The sequence below is a fragment of the Microbulbifer celer genome (assembly GCF_020991125.1).
GTDB classification, from domain to species: Bacteria; Pseudomonadota; Gammaproteobacteria; order Pseudomonadales; family Cellvibrionaceae; genus Microbulbifer; species Microbulbifer celer.
In genome coordinates, this window is record NZ_CP087715.1 from 1,249,022 (window position 1) to 1,264,784 (window position 15,763).

General features: G+C 58.3%; 15 protein-coding genes. 10 read left to right on the forward strand and 5 right to left on the reverse strand.

Going from position 1 to position 15,763, the window contains the following annotated elements; translation table 11 throughout:
• The first annotated feature begins 37 nt into the window (after positions 1-37).
• From LPW13_RS05045 to LPW13_RS05080, 8 genes are all read left to right on the forward strand, one after another.
• Positions 38-781, forward strand: a complete 744-nt coding sequence (locus LPW13_RS05045; protein ID WP_230438342.1) for a DsbC family protein — start codon at positions 38-40, stop codon at positions 779-781.
• 329 nt (positions 782-1,110) lie between these two features.
• The gene (locus LPW13_RS05050) at positions 1,111-2,355 is read left to right on the forward strand and encodes a homoserine dehydrogenase (RefSeq protein WP_377563749.1); all 1,245 of its coding nucleotides are present in this window, start codon (positions 1,111-1,113) and stop codon (positions 2,353-2,355) included.
• A 116-nt stretch (positions 2,356-2,471) separates the two neighbouring features.
• On the forward strand, positions 2,472-3,863 hold the full coding sequence (gene thrC / locus LPW13_RS05055; protein ID WP_230438343.1) for a threonine synthase: 1,392 nt from the start codon (positions 2,472-2,474) through the stop codon (positions 3,861-3,863).
• 123 nt (positions 3,864-3,986) lie between these two features.
• Positions 3,987-5,717, forward strand: a complete 1,731-nt coding sequence (gene recJ / locus LPW13_RS05060; RefSeq protein ID WP_230438344.1) for a single-stranded-DNA-specific exonuclease RecJ — start codon at positions 3,987-3,989, stop codon at positions 5,715-5,717.
• 68 nt (positions 5,718-5,785) lie between these two features.
• Positions 5,786-6,694 carry a DMT family transporter gene (locus tag LPW13_RS05065; protein WP_230438345.1) on the forward strand — a complete coding sequence of 303 codons (909 nt, stop codon included), beginning with the start codon at positions 5,786-5,788 and terminating at the stop codon, positions 6,692-6,694.
• A gap of 2 nt (positions 6,695-6,696) precedes the next feature.
• A complete protein-coding gene (locus LPW13_RS05070; protein WP_241292352.1) occupies positions 6,697-7,329 on the forward strand; it encodes a LysE family translocator in 633 nt (210 codons plus the stop codon).
• A gap of 40 nt (positions 7,330-7,369) precedes the next feature.
• Positions 7,370-7,927 carry a hypothetical protein gene (locus tag LPW13_RS05075; protein WP_230438347.1) on the forward strand — a complete coding sequence of 186 codons (558 nt, stop codon included), beginning with the start codon at positions 7,370-7,372 and terminating at the stop codon, positions 7,925-7,927.
• 80 nt (positions 7,928-8,007) lie between these two features.
• On the forward strand, positions 8,008-8,397 hold the full coding sequence (locus tag LPW13_RS05080; RefSeq protein ID WP_230438348.1) for a MerR family DNA-binding protein: 390 nt from the start codon (positions 8,008-8,010) through the stop codon (positions 8,395-8,397).
• A 26-nt stretch (positions 8,398-8,423) separates the two neighbouring features.
• Here LPW13_RS05080 and LPW13_RS05085 read toward each other — a convergent pair whose 3' ends face one another.
• Positions 8,424-9,518 carry a pectinesterase family protein gene (locus LPW13_RS05085; protein ID WP_230438349.1) on the reverse strand — a complete coding sequence of 365 codons (1,095 nt, stop codon included), beginning with the start codon at positions 9,516-9,518 and terminating at the stop codon, positions 8,424-8,426.
• Positions 9,519-9,760: 242 nt separating this feature from the next.
• Between LPW13_RS05085 and prfB the strand changes: the two genes are divergently transcribed.
• Together prfB and lysS are read left to right on the forward strand one after the other, a co-directional pair.
• Positions 9,761-10,856, forward strand: a protein-coding gene (gene prfB, locus LPW13_RS05090) for a peptide chain release factor 2 (RefSeq protein ID WP_230438350.1) whose coding sequence is annotated in 2 segments (ribosomal slippage) — positions 9,761-9,832 and positions 9,834-10,856 — 1,095 coding nt in all. Because the reading frame shifts where the segments join, the coding sequence is not laid out codon by codon here.
• A 241-nt stretch (positions 10,857-11,097) separates the two neighbouring features.
• The gene (gene lysS, locus LPW13_RS05095; protein WP_230438351.1) at positions 11,098-12,591 is read left to right on the forward strand and encodes a lysine--tRNA ligase; all 1,494 of its coding nucleotides are present in this window, start codon (positions 11,098-11,100) and stop codon (positions 12,589-12,591) included.
• Between the two features lie 75 nt (positions 12,592-12,666).
• On the opposite strand, the gene LPW13_RS05100 is transcribed toward lysS, so the two are convergent.
• The 4 genes from LPW13_RS05100 to LPW13_RS05115 all read right to left on the reverse strand — a co-directional run bounded on the left by LPW13_RS05100 (position 12,667) and on the right by LPW13_RS05115 (position 15,698).
• On the reverse strand, positions 12,667-13,554 hold the full coding sequence (locus tag LPW13_RS05100) for a PDZ domain-containing protein (RefSeq protein ID WP_230438352.1): 888 nt from the start codon (positions 13,552-13,554) through the stop codon (positions 12,667-12,669).
• Between the two features lie 45 nt (positions 13,555-13,599).
• Positions 13,600-14,208, reverse strand: coding sequence for a TPM domain-containing protein (locus LPW13_RS05105; protein ID WP_230438353.1), 609 nt, complete (start codon positions 14,206-14,208; stop codon positions 13,600-13,602).
• A 61-nt stretch (positions 14,209-14,269) separates the two neighbouring features.
• Positions 14,270-15,022: a TPM domain-containing protein gene (locus tag LPW13_RS05110; RefSeq protein WP_230438354.1), complete on the reverse strand. Its 753-nt coding sequence runs from the start codon at positions 15,020-15,022 to the stop codon at positions 14,270-14,272.
• A gap of 46 nt (positions 15,023-15,068) precedes the next feature.
• On the reverse strand, positions 15,069-15,698 hold the full coding sequence (locus tag LPW13_RS05115; protein ID WP_230438355.1) for a LemA family protein: 630 nt from the start codon (positions 15,696-15,698) through the stop codon (positions 15,069-15,071).
• Positions 15,699-15,763: the final 65 nt, after the last annotated feature.

The window sequence follows — 15,763 nt, forward strand, 5'->3', positions numbered from 1 at the left end:
GGTCCAAACTACGAATAAATTGGGAGCGAATTGAACCATGACGTTTTTTTCCAAATCGCTGGGTGCGTTGATCGCCAGCACGCTGTTGGCGGCCGGTGTCCATGCGGATGTGGACCAGGCTGTCGCCAAGCAGATCAAGGCGAAACTCTCCGCCAGTAACCCCAAGGCCTCAATCGGTGAGGTGCGGGAGAGCCGGGTGGAGGGGCTCTATGAGGTGGATACCCAGGGCGGCAATGTGCTGTTTGTGTCCAAAGATGGCAACCACTTCATCGCCGGTGACCTGTTCCAGTTGGCGCCACAGGGGGTTGTTAATCTCTCCGAGCAGCGTCGTGGCCGTTCCCGGGCACAGGTTATGGAGAGTCAGCCCGAGGACGAAATGATTGTGTTTTCTCCCAAGGGGGAGACCAAGGCGCATGTCTATGTGTTTACCGATGTGGATTGCGGATACTGTCGCAAGCTCCACAACGATGTACCCGAGCTGAATCGCCGCGGTATTGAGGTGCGCTACCTGGCGTTTCCCCGTGCCGGTATCAACTCGGCGGGATATCGTAAAATCGCCACCGCCTGGTGTGCAGATGATCCGAATCAGACGCTGACGGATCTCAAGAACCGTAAAAACGTGCCCATTGAAGTGTGCAAGAACAATCCGGTCGCGGCGCAGTACAAGCTGGGCAACGAGGCCATTGATGTGCGTGGCACACCGACTATCATCCTTGAAGACGGCACCGTGGTGCCTGGCTATATTCCACCGGATACTCTTGCCAAGGCGTTGGGTATCTGATGGAGCGGCGGGCGGGTTTCCCGTCCGCTTCGCTTTCCCGCTCGCATGCTCCCACTTTTGTGTAGGCTTTTTGGCCTTGCCGCGCAATTTAATTGACAATTTCCCTGCTCTCTCAGTAAGGTTGTCGACCTTTTATTGATTTATCCGCCAGATATTGCGCGGAACTCTACTTATTTCATGCGCGGAGGGAAGTTGTGAGCGCATTCACCGACGAAGCCACCAAGGCCCGTGAAACGGCCACTGAAGAATCTGCTGCCACCGGCTCGGTACCGGCAGTGCGTATTGGTATCTGCGGTTTGGGAACTGTAGGTAGCGGTACGGTCAATGTCATGACGCGCAACTGCGAGGAGATTGCGGCGCGTTGCGGCCGCCCGGTGGAAATTACACAGATTGGTGCCCGTCGCGACAATCCTGACTGTGATACCAGCCAGCACAACATCACCCGTGAGATATTTGATGTCGCCAGCAACCCGGATATTGACATTCTGGTGGAGCTGATTGGCGGTACTACCGTTGCCCGAGAGCTGATCCTGGCTGCCATCGCCAATGGCAAGCATGTGGTCACCGCCAACAAGGCGCTGATCGCCGAGCACGGTAACGAACTGTTTGCTGCAGCGGCCGAGAAAGGGGTGAGCATCGCCTACGAAGCCGCCGTCGCCGGCGGTATTCCGATCATCAAGTCCCTGCGTGAGGGTCTTGTGGGCAACCGTATCCAGTGGCTGGCAGGGATCATCAACGGTACCGGAAACTACATTCTGACCGAGATGCGAGAAAAAGGGCGCAGCTTTGAAGAAGCACTGGCCCAGGCCCAGGCGCTGGGTTACGCAGAGGCGGATCCCACATTCGATGTGGAAGGGATTGATGCGGCGCACAAGCTGGTGATCATGGCGTCTCTGGCTTTTGCCATGCCGCTGGCTTTTGACAAGGTCTATACCGAGGGCATCAGCGGTGTGTCCAAAGAGGATATCCGCTACGCCGATGAACTGGGTTACCGTATCAAACATCTTGGGATCGCCCGTCGCACTGGTGAGGGCGTCGAGCTGCGGGTGCATCCCACTCTGATTCCCCAGCGTCAGCTGATCGCCAACGTCAATGGGGTGATGAATGCCGTGGAAGTATGCGGTGATGCGGTAGGTCCAACCCTGTACTATGGCGCTGGTGCCGGTGCAGAGGCCACCGCATCTGCGGTGATTGCAGATATCGTCGATGTGGCGCGCACCCTGCATGCGCGTCCGGATCAGCGGGTGCCGCTGGCCGGCGTGACCCAGGGCAGTCAGGGGAACCTGGATGCGGTATTGCCCATGGGGGATACCGAGACCAGTTACTACATGCGAATTTCCGCGTACGACAAGCCCGGGGTGATGTCGAAAGTCGCCACCATCTGCAGTGAGCAGGGCATTAGTATCGAAGCCTTGATCCAGCACGAGCCGGCGGAAGGTGAGGAATTGGTACCGGTTGTTCTGCTCACCAGCCGTGCCCGCGAAGCGCAGTTGCAGGAAGCGGTCAACCAGATTGAGGCCCTGGACAGTATTCAGAGCCCCGTGGTCCGTATTCGGGTGGAACCGCTGGGCTGATCGCCCGGCTTTTCCCCGGAAGTATTCAGGCAGGTGCGCCCGGCGTGCCTGCCATATCCCCCTCCCAGAATTTAGAACCAGGTATCTAATACCAGAGCCTAACTACCAGAGTTACTGTGAAATTTATCAGCACCCGCGGCCGCGCGCCGTCTCTCAGTTTTGCCGACACTGTCCTCACCGGTCTTGCCAGTGATGGTGGTCTATACGTTCCAGAAAGCCTGCCCACATTCAGCCGCGAAGAAATCGCAGAAATGGCCGGGCTGGATTACCAGGAGCTGGCATTTCGTATTATGTGGCCATTTGTGGCCGAAGACCTCAGCGAAGAGGAAATGCGCGGCGCTATTGCGCGCGCATACGCCAACTTCCGTCACAAGGCCATCGCTCCACTGGTGCAGACCGACCACAACGAGTGGGTAATGGAGCTGTTCCAGGGGCCTACACTGGCGTTCAAGGATTTTGCGCTGCAGTTCCTCGGTCAGTTGTTTGACCTGTTGCTGAAAAAACGCGGTGAGAAAGTCGTGGTCCTGGGGGCGACGTCCGGAGATACCGGGTCTGCCGCCATCGAAGGCTGCCGTCACTGCGACAATATCGATATTTTTATCCTGCACCCGCACAACCGGGTGTCGGAGGTTCAGCGCAAACAGATGACCACGGTGCTGTCGGACAATGTCTACAACATCGCGCTGGAAGGCAATTTCGACGATTGCCAGAATATGGTCAAAGCCAGTTTTGCGGATCAGTCCTTCCTGCCGGATGGTCGCCGCCTGGTGGCGGTGAACTCCATCAACTGGGCGCGGATCATGGCCCAGATCGTGTATTACTTCCACGCCGCGCTGAGCCTGGGCGGACCGCACCGGCCGGTAAACTTCTCCGTACCTACCGGAAATTTCGGCGATATCTTTGCCGGCTACCTGGCGCGGGGCATGGGGCTGCCCATCAACCAGCTGGTGATTGCCACCAACGCCAACGACATTCTGCACCGCTGTATCAGCGCCAATGACCACTCTCCCAAGCCGCTGGTGCACAGTCTGTCACCGAGTATGGATATCATGGTATCCAGCAATTTTGAGCGGCTGCTGTTCGACCTCTACGGTCGCGATGGCGCGGCGGTGGCTGAGCTGCTGGCAGACCGCAGTGCACCGCTGAAGCTGGATGACAAAGTTCTGGAGAAGGCGCGCAACCTGTTTGCGTCCGAGCGCGTGGATGACGAACGCACCGTGGAAGTGATTCGCGAAGTATTCGAATCCACCGAGTATCTGCTGGATCCGCACACCGCGATCGGCCTGGAAGCGGCGCGCCGTGCGCGCAAATCGAAGGCGGAACCCATGGTGTGTCTGGCCACTGCACATCCGGCGAAGTTCAGTGAAGCTGTGGACAAGGCCCTGCCCGGGACGGAAGTACCGCTGCCACACCATATGCAGGATCTGATGCAACGCGAGGAGCGTTTGCAGGTGCTGGACAACGACTTGTCGGCAGTGCACGACTTTATCGCCCGCGCATTGGTTTAAGTCCAGTGGTTTGAGTCCAGTGGTTTGAGTCCAGTGGTTTGAGTCGCCGTCGGCGGCCTGTAGAATAGCGACCTGCCGGTAGGGTACCGGCCTCGCCAGACAATACAGAACCGACCGGATGCCATGAACGCGATTATTCGACGACGGCCAGTGGATATGTCCACTGGCCGTTTTACTTCCGCTACGCCGAAAATCCTGCAACGTGTGCTGCTCGGGCGCGGTGTTACCAGTGACGACGAGCTGGATCATCAACTGACCCGTCTACACAGCCCCGCTTCCATGCGCGGGGTGGAAAAGGCTGTTGGGCTGCTGGTTGAGGCCGTCCGCGCGCAGCACAAAATCCTGATCGTGGGCGACTTCGATGCCGACGGTGCCACCAGCAGTACGCTGTCGATGCTGGCCCTCGGCGCCCTGGGCGCGGGGCCGGTAGATTTTCTGGTGCCCAACCGGTTCGAGTTCGGCTATGGCCTCACCCCGGAAATTGTCGAGGTCGCCCGGGAGTACAACCCGGACCTGCTGATTACTGTCGATAATGGCATCAGCAGTATCGAGGGCGTGGCCGCGGCGAGAGCGGCGGGCCTGAAAGTCATCGTGACCGATCACCACCTGCCGGGCAGTGAATTGCCCGAGGCAGATGCCATCGTCAATCCCAACCAGCCAGATTGCGATTTCCCCAGTAAAAACCTCGCCGGTGTCGGCGTGATTTTCTATCTTCTCAGTCGCCTGAAGAGCGTCTTGCAACAGCAGGGGTGGTTTGAGGAAACCGGTATTGCCGCGCCGAATATGGCGGAATACCTGGATCTGGTGGCGCTGGGGACCGTGGCAGATCTGGTGCCGCTGGATCAGAATAATCGCGTACTGGTGCATCAGGGAATCGCCCGTATTCGCGCCGGCCGCTGTCGCCCCGGAATCCAGGCGTTGATGGATGTAGCGGGGCGGGATCGGTCTCGGCTTTCCACTACGGATATCGGTTTTATCCTCGGGCCGCGTATCAATGCCGCCGGACGTCTGGATGATATCGGCACCGGTATCCGCTGTCTGCTGACCCAGGATCCGCAGGAGGCGCGGGAACTGGCGGCAGAACTGGACGGCCTCAATCGGGATCGCAAGGCCATTGAAGCCGGTATGCAGCGGGAGGCCATGGCCGCACTGGAAAAGCTGCAGCTGGACGGCGCCGAATTGCCGTGGAGCCTGTGTCTTTACGACGGTGAATGGCATCAGGGGGTTGTCGGTATTCTCGCCAGTCGCATCAAGGAAAAATTCCATCGCCCGGTGATCGCCTTCGCCGATGGGGACAATGGCCTGGTAAAAGGCTCTGCGCGCTCGATTCCCGGTTTGCACATTCGCGACGCGTTGAGCGATGTGGCCGCCACTCACCCGCACCTGATCAGCAAGTTTGGCGGTCACGCCATGGCGGCAGGGTTGAGCCTGCCGGCAGAAAACCTGGCGGCTTTTACCGATGCTTTTGAAGCGGCGGTCCGCAGCAGAATTTCCGAAACCCAACTGCAGGCCGTGATTGATTCTGATGGTGAGTTGCAACCGGCAGAATTCTCCATGGAAACCGCGGCCATCTTACGCGCCTGCGCACCCTGGGGGCAGGCGTTTCCCGAACCGGAATTTGATGGTGAATTCCTGTTGCTGCAGCAGCGTATTGTCGGTGAGCGTCACCTGAAAATGACCGTGGCGCCGGCGGCTGCGCCGCAACAGGCCATTGACGCCATTGCCTTCAATATTGATACGGATCAGTGGCCGGCAGCGGTGGACCGGGTGCGCCTGGCCTTCAAACTGGATATCAATGAATTTCGCGGCCGCCAGTCGTTGCAATTGATGGTCAGCCACCTGGAGCCGCTCTGACTATCCGCCGTTGATTCAGCGGAGTTCGGCTTGTCCGAATCTGAAATGATGTACCTGGATCTGATTGTATGAAAGAAAAGCAGGCAAAAGCCGAACTGTTACTGTTGTGTGCCGCCCTGTTCTGGGGCATTGCTTTTGTGCCACAGAAAATGGCGATGGCACATATGCCGCCACTGGCCTTCAATGCCTGGCGATTCCTGCTCGGTGGCCTGATTCTGATACCGCTGGTGTACTGGCTGTCGTCCCGCCGTGAGGTGGCAACACCGGAGAAGGGCGCTGCGGTCAAAAGCCGTTGGCGCGACTGTATGGGCGGCGGTGCGATGCTGGGCTTCTGGCTGTTCCTAGGCGCTGCGCTACAGCAGTGGGGGCTGGTCTATACCAGTGCTGGCCGCGCCGGATTTATTTCCGGCATGGAAATGTTGCTGGTATCACTGATCGGGCTCTCGTTCGGGCTGGCGACCAATCGCTGGACCTGGGCCGGGATGGGGCTGGCATTGTCGGGGCTTTATGTGCTGGGGGATTTCTCTCAAGAGTCGCAGATGATTGGCGATCTGCTGGTGTTCGCAGGCGCGTTTGCCTTTGCCATCCAGGTGCTGACGGCAGATCGGCTGGTAAGTCGATATCACGCCTTGCGGCTGGCGGCAATCCAGTTTCTTTTCTGTGGCCTGTTCTCGGCGCTCGCTTCGCTGCTGGTGGAGCAGGCGACGTTGCAGGGGGCGGTAGATGCCGCCTGGCCAATCGCTTACATGATGATTTTTTCTACCGCGGTGGCATTTACGTTCCAGCTTTTAGGTTTGCGTCACGCGGCCACCTCTCATGCCACTGTGATCATGAGTCTGGAATCGGTATTTGCCCTGTTGGCGGGGTGGCTGATTCTGAGTGAAGTCTTTACCGGCTACGAGCTGCTCGGGTGCGGCCTGATGCTTTCTGGCATGCTGCTCAGCCGCTACGGAACCCACGCCGGGAGTCACCACTGAATATGGGCGCAATCGAGTTATCCGTACTGGCACTGTTTGTGCCCACGTTCTTTTTCGTCTCCATTACGCCGGGGATGTGCATGACGCTGGCGCTCACTCTGGGGATGAGTATTGGCGTGCGACGTACTCTGTGGATGATGTTGGGCGAGCTGCTTGGTGTGGCAACTGTCGCTTTGGCGGCAGTGCTCGGCCTGGCGGCCCTGATGTTGAAGCATCCGACAGCTTTCCAGGTGTTTAAATATGTTGGCGCTACCTATCTTGCCTATTTGGGGATTCAAATGTGGCGTGCGCGCGGTCGTCTCGTGCTGATGGAAGGAGGTGGTGAAAACACTGCAAAAGTCAGCGCAGTGGCATTGGCTGTGCAGGGTTTTGTAACGGCGGTCGCAAACCCCAAAGGCTGGGCTTTCTTTATCGCGTTGCTGCCGCCGTTTATCAATCAGCAAGCGCCGTTGCTCCCCCAGCTTGCGGTACTGGTAACCATCATACTGACCCTGGAATTCAGCTGTATGCTGATTTATGCGTCCGGTGGTCGTGCATTGAGTAAGCTTTTGCATCGAGGTGAGAATGTCCGCCTGTTAAACCGGATCGCTGGCACATTGATGCTGGGCGTGGGGGGCTGGCTCGCGCTAAGCTGACAGGGTAGGCTACTGGAATATACATACGGGACACACAGGCATGGCTGCAAGAGACATGGGCGTCTATATCAGGGGAATCTTTGCAATCGTTTTGCTGAGTACACTATGGGCGTGTGATGGGCGAGGGGGCAACTCTGACGTCGATCCGACGCCTGAGTCCGGAGCCGAGTCCGCGACACCCTCGGCGGATGCGAATGGTAGTGGCAATGACGCTGCCAGCGGCGCAGGCGGCAAAGGCGACGCCGTGTCGGGGACGGATAAGCAGGAGGGCAAGATGGCAGTGCAAGGTGATTCCAATATCTGGGTTCAGGAGGCACGGGGAGATCGCCAGTGTGAGGGGGGCGGTAAGTCCCTGGAGCAAAGTGGCAAGCACCTGGCGGAAAACGGCATTAAGGTACAGGAATCCCGCTGTGGGGTACGCACCGACCGCATGTATCCCAGCGTCTGCGGTGGTGCCACCGGCAATCTGTTGCTGCACCGTATTCCGGCGAGTTTCCTCGACAGCGCCCTGCAGCTGGGATTTGATCCTGCGAAAACGGGGAAGTACGAATTTTCCGATTGCCCGAGTGTGCCGCCATCCGCGCCAAGAGAGTACTGAGTCGCGACAAACCTGTTGACCTTACCCCCGGGGTAACCCTGAAAATCCTCCAGTAGCAAATATTGCTGGAGGGATTTCCCATGAATATTTCCCAAGCCGCCCGGCGCTCCGGGCTCAGCACCAAAGCATTACGATACTATGAATCGGTAGCGCTCATAGTGCCATCCCGTAGCGAGAACGGGTATCGAGAGTACAGTAGTGCTGACCTGGCCCTGCTTCAGTTTATTCAACGCGCTCGCGCCTGTGGCTTTTCCGTCGAGGAAGTGCGGGGCTTGCTCGCGCTGTATCAGGATCCTGCACGGCGCAGCCACGATGCCAAAGTTCTGGTGGAGGAGAAGCTGCAGCAAGTGGAAGCGCAGATGAAGACGCTGCAGGAAATGCGCAAAAATTTGCGCGCACTGGCCGACAATTGTACCGGTGACGACTCGCCCGAGTGCGCGATCCTTAATCAACTGGCCAGCGGCCAATAGACCGCTGGCCATGTCCCTGTGACCGATCAGCTTCCCGCAGTGAACGGCGGTTCCCAACCTGCCAGTATCCGTTCCCGGGAATATTGCCTGACCTCTTTCTCCGTCAGCTGGCGACGCTTGCTGTTGCGCTCTGCGCCGGGTCCGTGACTCTGGAACTCGAAGAAGCGGGAATCTTCCGGGGTAAACACCGTGCTTTTGGTGCCGTCACGGCTGGTGCCGCGCATGGAGGCCCAGCCATCGGTGGTGATGTGGTCGTCCATGTAAGTGTTGATGAACACCGCCGAACCAATCGCATCCGGATCCGCGTAGCGGCCGTCGGGGAAAGTGGTGGTGGGATGCCACGGGCGGCCCAGCGGGGATGAGTTGGCGGGAACGCCTTCCGCTTTCAGCAGGCGGCTGTTGAGAAATACCAGGCCGAACTCATTGTTGATATCGGTGCTTGGGGCGGTCACATAACCCACATTGGCGCGTTTACTGCCGCGGGGGCGGGTGACGATGTCCGAGTTTTCGAACAGCGCCTGGCCCGCGCCGAAAATGAAATCAACATTGCCTTCAATCACACTGTCGACGAAATAGCTGCGTCCCGCCTGTACAAACAGCGTGTCTTGATAACCGAGCAGGCGAACATTGCGAAAGGCCGAGCGGTCGCTGTTCAGACTGACTTCCAGAGCAACTGCCTGGGTACCGTTTACCTTATCGGTGTGATCCTTGGCCAGGGCGTCGGAGGCGAGAAAGTCGAAATTGTTCTCGATGGTCAGGTGCTCCGCGCGAAAGTCCATCGCGTCAACGGTCAGGGTCGCGGTCGCAAACGTCCCCATCGGTTCTCCGGTCTGTGGGTCGGCCTTGCCGGCATAGTCCCCGTAAGTGATTACCGTGCTGTCGCGGCCGGCACCAATCAGGTGGACATTCGGCTTGTCGATCAGCAGTTTTTCTTCGTAGCGGCCCTCGGGAATATAGATCGTGTAAGCGTCATCGGCGTTTCTCGGTGCCGCCGACAGGGCTGCGGTGATCGTTGGGTAAACCGCGGTTGCGGTCGCCCTGTCCGTCTCTGTACCCACGACAGCGTCGTAGCGGGCGTTTTCGGCGCACGCTGAAGCCGATACCAGAGTAAGGAGGCTCAAGGCTGCACCTTGGCTGATGCGTTTCGTCAAACGCCGGGAAGAGAGAAAGCGGCTCACCATAACGACAGCTCCATCTAATAATTGGCCTGATATTAACTTTATATTGGTCAGGCCATTCTAGCGCCGATTCTTGTAGATGCTCAAGATTCCCGTGAATCAGCGCCAGTGACTGCCACTTAATTCTGCCGCCTTCCTGAGGTAGAATGCGCGGCCGCTTAAACAGACAGAAGCCCGCAGACCCTATGGAAATCAATCCGCTTCTCAATCAATTGAATGACCTCGAAGAACGCACCGACGTTCTCAGGGGGTATCTTTGACTACGCTGCCAAGAAAGAACGCCTGACCGAAGTCGAGCTGGAACTGGCAGAACCCAGCGTCTGGGAGGATCCCGACCGCGCCCAGGACCTGGGCCGCGAGCGCGCCTCTCTGGAAGCCGTGGTCAAAACCATCGAAAACCTCGACAGCGGCATCAGTGACAGCCGCGAACTGCTCGAAATGGCAGTGGAAGAGGGCGACGAAGACTCCGTCAACGAGGTAGCCAGCGAACTCGAGGGCCTCCAGCAGCAACTGGAAACCCTCGAATTCCGCCGCATGTTCTCCGGCGAGACCGACGCCAACAGCGCCTACCTGGACATCCAGTCCGGTTCCGGCGGCACCGAAGCCCAGGACTGGGCCGAAATGCTGCTGCGCATGTACCTGCGCTGGGGCGAAGCCCACGGCTTTAAAACCACCCTCGAGGAAGCCTCCGCGGGTGATGTCGCGGGCATCAAAAGCGCCACCATCCACTTCGAAGGCGAATACGCCTTTGGCTGGCTGCGCACCGAAACCGGCGTACACCGCCTGGTACGAAAAAGCCCGTTCGACTCCGGCAACCGCCGCCACACCTCCTTCACCTCCGTCTTCGTCTCTCCCGAGATCGACGACAACTTCGAAGTGGAAGTGGACAAATCCCAGGTGCGTGAAGATACCTATCGCGCCTCCGGCGCCGGTGGTCAGCACGTCAACAAAACCGACTCCGCGGTACGCTTGACCCACGAACCCAGCGGTATCGTCGTCGCCTGTCAGAGCGAACGCTCCCAGCACCAGAACCGCGACAAAGCGTGGAAAATGCTGCGGGCCCGACTCTACGAACAGGAAATGCAAAAGCGCAATGCGGAAAAGCAGGCGCTGGAAGAAAGCAAATCCGACATCGGCTGGGGCAGCCAGATCCGCTCCTACGTTCTGGACGATCAGCGTATCAAAGACCTGCGTACCAGCGTCCAGACTAGCAACTGTCAGGCAGTGCTGGACGGGGACCTGGATCAGTTTATTGAGGCGAGCCTGAAAGCCGGGCTATAACCTCAAGTATTCGGGTTCCATTATTCACTTACGAAGCCAATTACTTCGAAGCGAAGGTGGAGCGCCGGGTATCCCTTTTCGAAAGCGTCGGCGACAGGGACGTCGCCGCCGCAGCGTACAGGGATGTATTAACAGCGGTTTCGAAAAGGGATACCCGGTGTTTCACCGCCACGGTGCCCAGACAGAGCTCAAAACAAGCTACGAAGTCCAAAACTCCAAACATCAATACGTGTGATAGATCATGAGCAACACACCAACTCCGCAAGACGAAAACAAACTGATCGCCGAGCGCCGCGCCAAACTCAGCGCCATGCGCGAGAAGGGCAACGCCTTCCCGAACAGCTTCCGCCGCGAACACCTCGCCGCCGACCTGCAACAGGAGTTTGGTGAAAAAACCAAAGAAGAACTGGAAGGCGAAAACAACGTCGCCAGCGTTGCCGGCCGTATCCTCGCCAAGCGCGGCCCCTTCATGGTCATCCAGGACGTCTCCGGCCGCATCCAACTGTACGCCGACAAAACCACCCAAAAAGATATCAAAGAACAATGGGGAACCTGGGACATCGGCGACATCGTCGGCGTCAAAGGCAAATTGCACAAATCCGGCAAAGGCGACCTCTACGTCAACTGCGAAGAGTACAGCCTGCTCACCAAAGCCCTGCGCCCACTGCCGGAAAAATTCCACGGCATCGCCGACCAGGAAATGCGCTACCGCCAGCGCTACGTAGATCTGATTGCCACCCCGGAATCCCGCGACGTCTTCCGCATCCGCTCCGAAGTGATCAGCTACATCCGCAGCTTCCTGAACAAAAGCCACTTCATGGAAGTGGAAACCCCCATGCTGCAGGTCATTCCCGGCGGCGCCACCGCGCGTCCGTTTGTCACCCACCACAACGCGCTCGACATCGACATGTACCTGCGTATCGCGCCGGAACTCTATCTCAAGCGCCTCGTAGTCGGCGGTTTTGAGCGCGTGTACGAAATCAACCGCAACTTCCGCAACGAAGGTCTGTCCACTCGCCACAACCCCGAGTTCACCATGCTCGAGTTCTACCAGGCGTACGCGGACTACAACGACCTCATGGACCTCACCGAATCCATGTTGCGCGGTATCTGTACCGACGTCCTCGGTAGCACCACCGTCGAGTATCAGGGCAGCAGTTACGACTTTGCCAAACCGTTCGATCGTATCAGCGTGTTCGACTCCATCCTCAAGTTCAATCCGGAGCTCAGCGCATCGGATATCGACAACCTCGACAGCGCCCGCGCCGTGGCGGAAAAGCTCGAGATACCGCTCAAGGATATCTGGGGTCTCGGCAAAGTGCAGATCGAGATCTTTGAAAAGACCGTTGAGCACCGCCTGGATCAGCCGACGTTCATCACCGAATACCCCACCGAAGTGTCACCGCTGGCCCGTCGCGACGACAGCAATCCGTTCGTGACCGAACGTTTCGAATTTTTCGTCGGCGGCCGCGAAATCGCCAACGGCTTCTCGGAGCTGAACGATGCGGAAGATCAGGCCGAGCGCTTCCAGGCGCAGGTGGCTGAAAAAGATGCGGGCGACGATGAGGCCATGCACTACGATGCAGACTATATCCGCGCTCTGGAATACGGCCTGCCGCCCACCGCCGGTGAAGGGATCGGTATCGACCGCCTGGTGATGCTGCTGACGGACTCGCCGTCTATTCGCGACGTACTGCTGTTCCCGCATATGCGTCCGGAAGTCGCCGCAGAATAGTTGCGACGGTATTGATGCAAAAAAAAGGCGATGCCCGGTTCGGGGCATCGCCTTTTTTGTTCGGGGCAGGGTCGTCTACCCCCGAATGCCCAGTGGCCCCGCGGGAATATAAATGGTTTCGGTGGAAGAGCTGCCGTCGCGCTGGATTTCCACTGCCACATTTTCTCCTGGCGCTACCTGGTAGACCTGTGAGCGCAAATCTCCCATATGGAAAACCCGCTGATTGTTGTAGCGAATGATCTTGTCGCCGGGGCGCAGTCCTGCCTGGTAAGCGGGGGCGGCCTCCAGTAAGTCGCCAATCTGAAACTCCGTACGCCCGCCATAGGCTTCCAGGTAGCGGTCGAATTCCTCGCTGCTTAACTCCTGTTCCAGCACCCGGCGCGGATTGCTGTGGGTGTGGATTTTCTCCTGCAAATCCCGCGCTTCCTGCGACGTTTTGTCTTCCAGGTAACGGTATTGGTAGGAGAGCTGCATTTGCTCGTAATACACCCGCTCTTGCCGGTCGACGATAAAACTGGCGCGTTCATGGCTGAAGCCGGCTTCTGTTAAGGTGCGGATCTGATGCTCCCGCTGTCGCTGGAAACGGTCGACGGCGCGATTGTGATGTTGCTGGCGGTGCTCCCGGGGCGGCGGGGTGGCGGAAACATGGCGGGTGCTTTGATCTTCGGATGTAGGGTCAACTTTACTGTTCAGTTCGTTGACCAACTCCAGCAGTTGGCCCTGGATTTTCAGGGTTCGCTCCAGTGTGGACTCCAGTTGCTGAACCCGCTGGTGAATGGAAAGCGCGTTCTTTTCTTCATCGGAGCTGGGGATACTGCCGTCCGTGCTGTTGCTTTCTGCTCGCTCCGCAACGCCCGGCCAGGCAAAAGTAACGCCGATGAGCGCGACGGCCATAAGCCCAGCCGCGATCAGGGCGAAACTGCGGGCAGGGAAGGTGCCCGGCGACGGATGATTTTTCGACATATGAGCGGCCTCGCGATTTGTGCAGATCTGGCGCGTGTTGCCTGATTATAGAACGACAAGGTGGTTGGGTAGTTCATTCTTGATCACTGTGGCGGGCGCGGCCTCTTCGAGCAGCTCGCCGCATCGTTCTACGCAGTGAATGAACGCGCCCGGTGTCTTATTCTTTTTAATCTCGCGGATAAAATTCTCTACCACTTCCTGCCAGGTTTCATCCGTGATCTGCTCCGCCAGCCCTCGATCGGCAAGTATCTCCACGTAATGTTCCGCCTGGGAGACGAATATCAGCAACCCCAACCGGTTTTTAGTGCTGTGCAGTTCATGCTCCAGAAACTGGCGTCGGGCGAGATTGGACGCGCGCCAGAATTTTACTTTTTTGGGTACCAGCAGCATGGTCAGGCGGCGCCAGCGGAAAAGTACGGCGAGGGCAATAAACAGCAGCCATTGCAGGGTGAAGACCTGCGAATACTCTATCCACCAGGGGAGAAGCTGTATCAGCGGTGCGAGAAGCAGGGAGAGAAACGCCGCCCACAGGGTGGATATATACAGATAATTATCTGATTGGTGGGCAAGTACCGTCACCACTTCTGCATCGGTGCGGCTTTCCACCTCCTTGATAGTTTCTGCCAGCTTGCGCCTTTCAGCTGCATTCAACATCTGGAGTGTCCGTTCATTGTTGTGGGTTGTCGCAAGAACCTGAATTCGATTGGAAATTGTATTACCAGCCACCGGAAGCTCCGCCGCCACCAAAGCCGCCACCGCCGCCTCCGAATCCGCCGCCTCCAAATCCGCCCCCATAGCCTCCGCCGCCAAAGCCCCCGCCTCCGTAGTAGCCGCCATAGCGCCCGCGCCGATAAGTCCCGGTAGACGGTGCCCCCAAGACCGAGGAACCGAATATCTGCAGCATGACCAGGAGCAGGAAAAGACCTACAAGTATCGCCAGGCGCCGATCACCGCTGTCCTCCGTGGGTTCCGGCACATATTCGTTTTTGATCGCGGCGATAATGGATTCCACACCCGCCATCACGCCGCCGTCGAAATTGCCGGTACGGAATTGGGGCAGAATCTTGGTATGGATGATGTTGGCGGAGAGTGCATCGGTAAGTGCACCTTCGAGCCCGTAGCCGACCTCAATGCGGACCTCGCGTTCGGCAGGCGCGACAATCAGCAGTACGCCGTTGTCTTTGTCTTTCTGGCCGATTTTCCAGTGGCGGCCGAGCTGGTAACCGTACTCCGCAATAGTCAGCCCCTGGAGGTCCGGCAGGGTGACCACCACGATCTGATTGCTGGTCTGCTTTTCCTGCTGCTGGAGCATTTCCGTCAGTTGATAGCGGGTGCTCTGGCTGAGCAGGTTGGCATTGTCCACTACCCGGCCGGACAGGGTCGGAAACTTGACGTCGGCAGTGGCCAGTGCCGCCCAGAGCAGCGCGGTACAGGCCACAATAACCAGAGCGATCCGTCGGACCGGCATGAAGTGCTCCCGCTGGCGAAAATGATGAGCGATTCTGGGTTAACGACTATTGGAAGTCGACTTCCGGCGCTTTTTCCGCATCTTCGCTGGTAGCTTCAAAGGTATCGCGGATTGGCATGTCGCTGTAAAGGACGGCGTGCCAGATGCGCCCCGGAAAAGTGCGGATCTCGCGGTTGTAGCGCTCCACTGCGGCGATATAATCCCGCCGGGCGACACTGATGCGGTTCTCGGTGCCTTCCAGCTGGGACTGCAGCGCGAGGAAGTTCTGATTGGCTTTCAGGTCCGGGTAGCGTTCAACCACGACCATCAACCGTGACAGGGCGCTGCTGAGCTGGGACTGGGCCGCCTCGAACTGCTGCAGCTTTGCCGGGTCATTGATGATGTTGCTGTCCACCTGCATGGAGTTGACCTTGGCGCGGGCCTCGGTGACTGCCTCCAGGGTTTCCCGTTCGTGGGCGGCATACGCCTTGACGGTTTTTACCAGGTTGGGGATCAGGTCCGCCCGGCGCTGGTACTGGTTTTGCACCTGGGCCCAGTTGGCCTTGACGTTCTCGTCATAGGTGGGGATGTTATTGATGCCGCAGCCGCTGAGGCTAACCATGACTAGCATCAGTACCATAGTCTGCCAGGCGCGGTGCTGGCCGAAACAACGTTTTCCTGCAGGTGCAGCGCTCATACCGTTCATCCCTGTTGGCTCCGAACCTGACAATAATAGTCGTCTATCCGGCGGCTCAAGGCAGG